The sequence below is a fragment of the Streptomyces sp. NBC_00154 genome (assembly GCF_026342835.1).
In the GTDB taxonomy this organism is placed as follows: domain Bacteria; phylum Actinomycetota; class Actinomycetes; order Streptomycetales; family Streptomycetaceae; genus Streptomyces.
In genome coordinates, this window is the sequence record NZ_JAPEMI010000003.1 from 323126 (window position 1) to 329402 (window position 6277).

General features: G+C 66.9%; 7 protein-coding genes and 3 pseudogenes. 7 read left to right on the forward strand and 3 right to left on the reverse strand.

Features of this window, described 5'->3' with window-relative positions; all coding sequences use genetic code 11:
- Positions 1 to 57: 57 nt before the first annotated feature.
- From OHA03_RS46320 to OHA03_RS46330, 3 genes and pseudogenes are all read left to right on the forward strand, one after another.
- Positions 58 to 294, forward strand: a pseudogene (locus OHA03_RS46320) (transposase); the annotation flags it as partial.
- Between the two features lie 261 nt (positions 295 to 555).
- Positions 556 to 865, forward strand: a pseudogene (locus OHA03_RS46325) (nitroreductase family protein); the annotation flags it as partial.
- 196 nt (positions 866 to 1061) lie between these two features.
- Positions 1062 to 1523, forward strand: coding sequence for a hypothetical protein (locus tag OHA03_RS46330; protein WP_267009941.1), 462 nt, complete (start codon positions 1062 to 1064; stop codon positions 1521 to 1523).
- A gap of 37 nt (positions 1524 to 1560) precedes the next feature.
- Here OHA03_RS46330 and OHA03_RS46335 read toward each other — a convergent pair.
- Positions 1561 to 1791, reverse strand: a pseudogene (locus OHA03_RS46335) (transposase); the annotation flags it as partial.
- A 101-nt stretch (positions 1792 to 1892) separates the two neighbouring features.
- On the opposite strand from OHA03_RS46335, the gene OHA03_RS46340 reads away from it, so the two are divergent.
- Positions 1893 to 2366 (forward strand): carboxymuconolactone decarboxylase family protein, encoded by a 474-nt coding sequence (locus OHA03_RS46340; RefSeq protein WP_267009942.1) that lies wholly within the window; start codon positions 1893 to 1895, stop codon positions 2364 to 2366.
- 1269 nt (positions 2367 to 3635) lie between these two features.
- On the opposite strand, the gene OHA03_RS46350 is transcribed toward OHA03_RS46340, so the two are convergent.
- Entirely contained in the window at positions 3636 to 4046 is a 411-nt protein-coding gene (locus OHA03_RS46350) for a cupin domain-containing protein (protein WP_267009943.1), read from the reverse strand.
- 328 nt (positions 4047 to 4374) lie between these two features.
- Here OHA03_RS46350 and OHA03_RS46355 point away from each other — a divergent pair, with 328 nt between their 5' ends.
- The 3 genes from OHA03_RS46355 to OHA03_RS46365 all read left to right on the forward strand — a co-directional run bounded on the left by OHA03_RS46355 (position 4375) and on the right by OHA03_RS46365 (position 5591).
- On the forward strand, positions 4375 to 4503 hold the full coding sequence (locus tag OHA03_RS46355; protein ID WP_267009944.1) for a hypothetical protein: 129 nt from the start codon (positions 4375 to 4377) through the stop codon (positions 4501 to 4503).
- Between the two features lie 471 nt (positions 4504 to 4974).
- Positions 4975 to 5106, forward strand: a complete 132-nt coding sequence (locus tag OHA03_RS46360; RefSeq protein WP_267009965.1) for a hypothetical protein — start codon at positions 4975 to 4977, stop codon at positions 5104 to 5106.
- 29 nt (positions 5107 to 5135) lie between these two features.
- Entirely contained in the window at positions 5136 to 5591 is a 456-nt protein-coding gene (locus OHA03_RS46365; protein WP_267009945.1) for a GMC family oxidoreductase N-terminal domain-containing protein, read from the forward strand.
- Here OHA03_RS46365 and OHA03_RS46370 read toward each other — a convergent pair.
- The gene (locus OHA03_RS46370; protein ID WP_267009946.1) at positions 5492 to 6142 is read right to left on the reverse strand and encodes an HAD family phosphatase; all 651 of its coding nucleotides are present in this window, start codon (positions 6140 to 6142) and stop codon (positions 5492 to 5494) included. The genes OHA03_RS46365 and OHA03_RS46370 overlap by 100 nt on opposite strands.
- Positions 6143 to 6277 lie beyond the last annotated feature (135 nt).

The following is a 6277-nucleotide window of genomic DNA, read 5'->3' on the forward strand; positions in this document are numbered from 1 at the left end:
AGCATCTTGGCCGCGCATCCCAATGAGTGGTCGAGTCGTCGCGGGACGCCAGGCCACCTGCCGACGAACCAGAGGCGTGGCGGGCGTTGGTGCCACCGCAGGGTGATCAACGAGGTTCTGCTTCGGCAGCTGACCGGCCCGCCGTGGCGGGATCTGCCCCAGCTTTTCTGGAAGTGGAACACCGTTCACGACCTTCACCGCAGGTGGTCCGCGGACGGGACCAGGGAGAGGATCCTGCGCGCTGTCCAGGCCGACGCTGATGCCGAGGGCCGAATCGCCTGGAGCATGGTCAGCGGCGGGCCAGCTCCGGTCCTCGCCCGGGACGGTGGCTCCGTGGCGGCGATGCGCTGGGGGTCGGACCGGACGGTGACACGGCGGAGGGTCACGCCGTCGGGCAGGACGGGGTCTGCGGCAAGGTCTGTGGACTGTCAGCGAACGGAAGCCCCGAACGCAGAGTGCGCAGCGCCCGAGCCCACGCTCGCAGCCGCGCTCGCCCTCGTGGCACGTCCTGGATGGCGCCTGCCCTGCCTGCAATGCGGGACCCGTCTCGCGCGCTACGAGGAACTGCCCACCCAGTGCCCGCACTTCTCACAGGCCACGGGCCTCTTCGCCGAGCGTGCGGTGCGCGAGCGGTCCGCGAAGCTCAGCGCTCCTCCAAGCCGGCTACTTCATCATCGGCATCCGCACCGCCGGCCTGGCCGCCGGACCGATGGCCGGATTCGACGCCGAACGCATCGGCAAGGAGTTCCTCAGGGACGGCGAGCACTCGGGTCTCGCCGTCGTCAGCATCGGCAGGCCGGGCGAGAACGCATGGTTCACACGCTCCCCACGTCTGACGTACGGGCAAGTGGTCACTACCGTCTGATCGAGGGGTGACGGCCGCCCGGCGGGCCACCCTCCGTCAGTGACTCCCGGTCGACCGGCGGATCAACGTCCGTTCAGATCGCCGTCCTCGGCGGGTAGCAAAGTGTGGAGCATGAGAGCGAATCTCTTTTACGAGTTGATCAACTGATCGGCGACCCCCTGAAGGCTTGCGATGTCGTGCATGGAAACCTGGCGGCATGGGTGCGTTCGCGGGCCGGCTCAACAGCGGATGGGAGTGGTGGCACGCCGCCATCGAGGAAGCGCAGGAAGGGCGCTGGGTCCGTGATGCCGTGGAACGACATGTGATGAAGGACATCAGGGCCGCCACCAACCCTCTCCATGGTGGACGGATGGCCCCGTTCACCGAGGACTCGTGGCATGTACGCATCGGGAGGATCGCGAACTGGGCCGGGGTGCTGCGGCTCGCCGCCCGGTCAGGCGGGTGGGTGCTCCAACCAGTCACCGGACGCCGCCCGCCGCACCCTGCGGGCATGGACGAGCTGCTGTCTGGCATCTACGCGGTCGGCGAGCAAGGAGAGATCTGGATGAAGCAGCTCCTGAAGGGCGAGCTGCCACCAGAAGACGAGATCGCGAAGGCCGAAGGCTTCCTCACAGGGCCAGGGTCCGTCGAGGACCTTGAGCTGTTCTTCTACGACTGAAAGTCGCCTCTCCTCGGTCAGCGCCGCGTCCATTGCATGAACAGCCGCGCCACTGCTTGAGCCGGTTGATGCATCGCTCGACAGCGATGCGCAGTCTATGAGCGTCGGCATCGAAACCGGGCGGGCGGCCTCTTGCGCGGCTTTGCCGCAGGCGGTATCCAACCTGGTCGACGGCCTGCAGAATGACCGCACGGATGCCCCGTCGGCGGACATGTCCGCGGATCGCGCGAGAGGAGTACGCGCGATCCGCGAGGACCGCCTCCGATCGACGGCATGGTCACGGAGACCCACATCACAAAGCCCTTGGCGTCACACTTTGCCGGGCTACCCGGTCACTGTTGTGTATCTGCAACTGGGTTAGGAGTTCCCATGGAATCGCGTCTCAACTACTACAGCAGTCCCCTCGCGGCCAAGGTGCTGAAGCACCTCGTCTCGGCCAGCAAAGTGTTGGCGGACTCGGCGCTGCCGGACACCATTCAGCATCTGGTGGAGATCCGGGCCAGCCAGGTCAACGGCTGCGGCTTCTGCACCGACATGCACACCAAGGAGGCCGCCCACGCCGGGGAGACCTCGGTGCGGCTCAACCTGATCGCCGCCTGGCGCGAGGCGACGGTCTTCACAGAGGCCGAGCGCGCCGCGCTGGAGCTGACCGAGCAGGGCACCCGGATCGCTGACGCGGCCGGTGGGGTCACCGACGAGGCCTGGGCGAACGCCGCGAAGCACTTCGATGGGGAGCAACTCGTCGCGCTGATGTCTCTCGTGGCCATCATCAACAGCTACAACCGCATCAACATCATCAACCAGCAGCCGGCCGGCAGCTACCAGGTCGGCCAGTTCGGCTGAGCCAGGGCGTACGGTTCGGCCGGACGAATATGGTCCGGCCGGACGCGTACGGCCCGTCTCCGCTTGACCCTGACCTCTGGTGGAGAGGCGGATATCGAACAGCCCAAATGTTGAATGGGGGGCTCTGCTCCGCACCCAACTTCGGTGGGGAGCAACACGACGTCCCTATAATTGTGATTCGGTGGTTCTTTTCAGTTGGTCCGTCAAGTCCGTGATAAATAAGACCAACACCCCCTTCATCGGCCAAGCTACGACGAGTCCGCTACTTACTGCTTCTGGGCTGGCGGGCAGTGGTCCGCCATTGGTGCTCTGTCCAGCCCGGGACACATGACGTCGACGATCTGGTCCGGTTGCTGATGCAGTGGCCTGCTGGTCGTGCATGAAGGTAGTACCTCCCGCACAGCTCATGGGTCTCGAATCCATGCGAGCAACAGGAGGCCATGTATCGCAGTCTTTCGCGCTGCTGCCCGCCGAGTGCAACTCAGTTGCCCTGCCGCGTGATTGTCTCGCGCTCGTGCAAAGTAATGCGGCCGACCGTCCGCAACGCGTTCTGCGTTACCCCTCGCACGTGACGGACGCCGAATGGGCCGAGGTCCGGGTCTTGCTGCCGATACCAGGTCGGCTGGACGGAAGGAGCGGGCAGCCGGAGGGCTACTGCCATCGTCAGGGAGCTGCGCTCAAGTCCCTCTTCGCATGTCCGTGGGGACGGTTGTGCACCACGCGGTACACCACCGACGACCCGCCGCGCGGCACGGTCACACCGGGGGTGAGCTGTGCACCGAAACGGACCGCGTCTCAGCGCCGACAGGACGTTAGGAGCTCGGCAGCCCCTGTTAGGTTCCGGGCGGGCGCCGGGGGCCTCGAACGACGGACGCCTGCGACTCATCACCCAGCACCTCCCGCCGACATACGTCTCGCGTCTGTTCGACGCCCAGGCCCTCGGGCGCATCGGAGCAGCAGTTGCAGAACATCGCCGCCGAGAAACTGCTGAAACCGTTTGAAATTGGCTCTGACCGCGATTACGTGATGGCCAAAAGCGCGGGGACCGCCGGAAAGGGCGGTGATTCCAGTAGCTCAAGGAGCCGCCTGCGGCCTGCGGCGAGCGCCCTGGCCACAGCGGCAACAACTCAGCGGGGCTTCAGTGCAACTCACGGATGTCGCACACACGGCGAAGGCCCGCACCCAACGGTACGGGCCTTCGTGCTCCTGGTGCTCGTCGACGTTGTCAGCAGGCCGGGGCCGTGAGGAGGGCCGGAATACTGGTGGTCATCATGACTGGGTAACCCGTCGGTGTCGTCGTTCGGCCAGCTCCTCCGCACTGACCACGGTCAGAACCGGGGTACCCGGCGGCGCGAACATGGTTACCACCAGCTGCGACTGCGCGTCCGAAAGGTTGTTGGCGCCCTGGTAGTGGATCACGTCGCCCCCGGGCTCGAACAGGGCGTCACCGGCCCTGAGCACCCGGGGCGGCTGCCCCTCCAGCTCGAAGAGAATCTCACCCTGGGTCACGTAGCCGAAGAGCGGCCCGGGGTGCCGGTGCGGCGGCGCGCCGGGGTCACCGGGCGGCAGGGTGATCCGGATGGTTCTGGCCTCGGCGCCAGCCGGGATCCGGGCCGCCGCCTCCGGCAGGGTCGTGATCACCTCGACGCCCGAGGGCAGGTGCGCGTGCTCAGCGCTCATATATTTCTCCAAACAGGGACTGAGACTGTCCACAGCAAGGACAGGACGGCCTCCCCGTTTGTGACAGCCCTATGCGGCGAACCCGCCCAGGGCCGCGCCGGAGATCCGGTCGCCGAAGCGGAAGCGACGAGGTAGGCGCGTGCTCCGGGTCGTGCTCGTGCTTTCCGGCGAGGTTGGGCCCGCCTATGGCGGTCTGCGACCGGTGCGGCGCCAGCGCGCTCCCGCGAGATCATGCCCGCCGATACGAGAGGGACGGCGAACGCGACAGGGTCTGTGGGGTCGTTCGAGAAACGCGCTCCAAAGCCGGGACGCTCATTGACGCCTTCTCATGGCCAAGGACGTCGACCAGGCACTCAAGGACATTGCCGCCACCCACGGCGCCATGGACAACGACGAAGCCACCGCCTACGTCAGGCGCCTCTCCACGGACAAGCGCTACGTCCGCGACGTCTACTGACAGCACGACCTCTGAAGCGAGGCCGACCGCGCAGCGTCACGTGGTGTCTCCGCCTGCCGCTCGTCGGCGTTGCGCGCGCCGCCATCCCGAGCCCAGCGAGGGCTGCGGTAATGGCTTCCTGGGCGGCGGAGAGCTACAGCTTGAGTAGCTCTCCAGGACGAGGAGGCACTGGTGGCCGCGCGACAGGTCGGACAGACGCTTGACTCTAGGTCTCCCCGGACCGCTCAGGGGAGCGCCCTGGCGAGGGGCGACGCATCACGGCAAACCCGGGCACGCCATCACTCGTGGTGAAGGCGGCGGTCTGCGCATGGTGCCGTCGGCATGGTTGCAGCTCGCATCGGTTGAGGGGAGACTTCTAACGAGTCCATTTTCTCCCATTTGCACTTTAAACGGGTGAGAGAGGCGGCGCTGGTCGTGGCATCCGTAACCGAGTTCGACTACCTGGTCGTCGGAGCCGGATCTGCTGGATGCGTGGTCGCTGCGCGCCTGTCAGAGGACAGTGACGCGCGGGTGTTGCTGCTGGAGGCAGGCGGAAGCCAGCCGCTGGAAGCCATGGCGGTTCCGCCCGCCTGGCCAACCCTGCTGAGGTCGTCGCACCGTTGAGGGTGGGCCCCGCTGTCGAACGTCATCCGGTGGCCCGGGCATTTCTGGCGGCAACGCTGGAGGCCGGGTATACCGAGGCGGAGGATCTCTCCGGTGGACTGCAGGAGGGGTTCGGCTGGACTGATTTGAGCATTGCCGACGGCACGCGGCAGGACGGCGTCACGGCCTACCTCCGGCCGGCGATGGACCGTCCCAACCTCCACGTTGTGACCGACGCCCTCGTGTACCGGGTGGCGCTGGACGGCGACCGTTGCACGGGCGTGGAGTACAGCACGGAGGGCGACAGCGTGACCGTGCGGTGCTCCGGAGAAGTCGTTCTTTGCGCCGGAGGGGGAGCGGGAGGAGCGGGAGCAATTGTCAATTCTTGTGGGTGGCGAGGTGGTGACTACCGCTCGGTGATGAGGGCGGGCAATTTGCGCATGTCGTGGAAGACGACGGTTTCGTGGCCTTCGAGCCGTGCCGCCGGGGTCAGTCCGCCGGCGTAGCCGAAGGCTCGCATGCCGGCGGCGCGGGCGGCATGGACGCCGGGCTGGCTGTCCTCGACCACCACACAGGCCGCGGGATCGACGCCCATCTGCCTGGCAGCGTGCAGGAACAGGTCAGGTGCGGGCTTGCCGCGGAAGACCTCGGTGGCGCTGTAGATGCGGCCTGCGAAGCGTTCGTAGAGGCCGGTGCGACCCAGGGTGTGCCGCATCTTGTCGTGGGAGCCGCTGGAGGCCACGCACATCGGCAGGGTGAGCGCGTCGAGTGCTTCCGGCAGGCCCTCGACGGGGGCGAGCCCGGCATCCACGGCCTCACCGTGGAGTTGCTCGAACCGGTCCGACCAGATCGTGGCCGTCTCCTCGCCGAGCCGAGCAGCGACCTGCTCGCGGATGGCGGCATGCGAACGCCCAATGAACCGGTCGACGACCTCATCCTCGGTGAGCGGCCACCCCAGCTCCGCTCCGAGGGCGACCTGGACACGTGCGGCGATGCGTTCGCTGTCGACCAGCACGCCGTCGCAGTCGAATATGACGAGTTCAATCGGCTTGATCATCTCCGCAGCATAGGGCTTGCCAGGTCACGCGGCTGTGATGTTCCCGTGGCGCTCGGCCAGGACGCCGTTCTCGAACTTGGCCCCGGCGCGGACCAGCGCGACCAGATGGGCGCCTGTGATTGCACGCCAGCGTTC

What these genes read in the sequence shown, in the direction of transcription:
- OHA03_RS46340 (WP_267009942.1), top strand. Translation starts at nt 1,893, where the DNA reads ATGGAATCGCGTCTCAACTACTACAGCAGTCCCCTCGCGGCCAAGGTG.
- OHA03_RS46370 (WP_267009946.1), bottom strand. Translation starts at nt 6,142, where the DNA reads ATGATCAAGCCGATTGAACTCGTCATATTCGACTGCGACGGCGTGCTG.
- OHA03_RS46355 (WP_267009944.1), top strand. Translation starts at nt 4,375, where the DNA reads ATGGCCAAGGACGTCGACCAGGCACTCAAGGACATTGCCGCCACCCAC.
- OHA03_RS46350 (WP_267009943.1), bottom strand. Translation starts at nt 4,046, where the DNA reads ATGAGCGCTGAGCACGCGCACCTGCCCTCGGGCGTCGAGGTGATCACG.
- OHA03_RS46330 (WP_267009941.1), top strand. Translation starts at nt 1,062, where the DNA reads ATGGGTGCGTTCGCGGGCCGGCTCAACAGCGGATGGGAGTGGTGGCAC.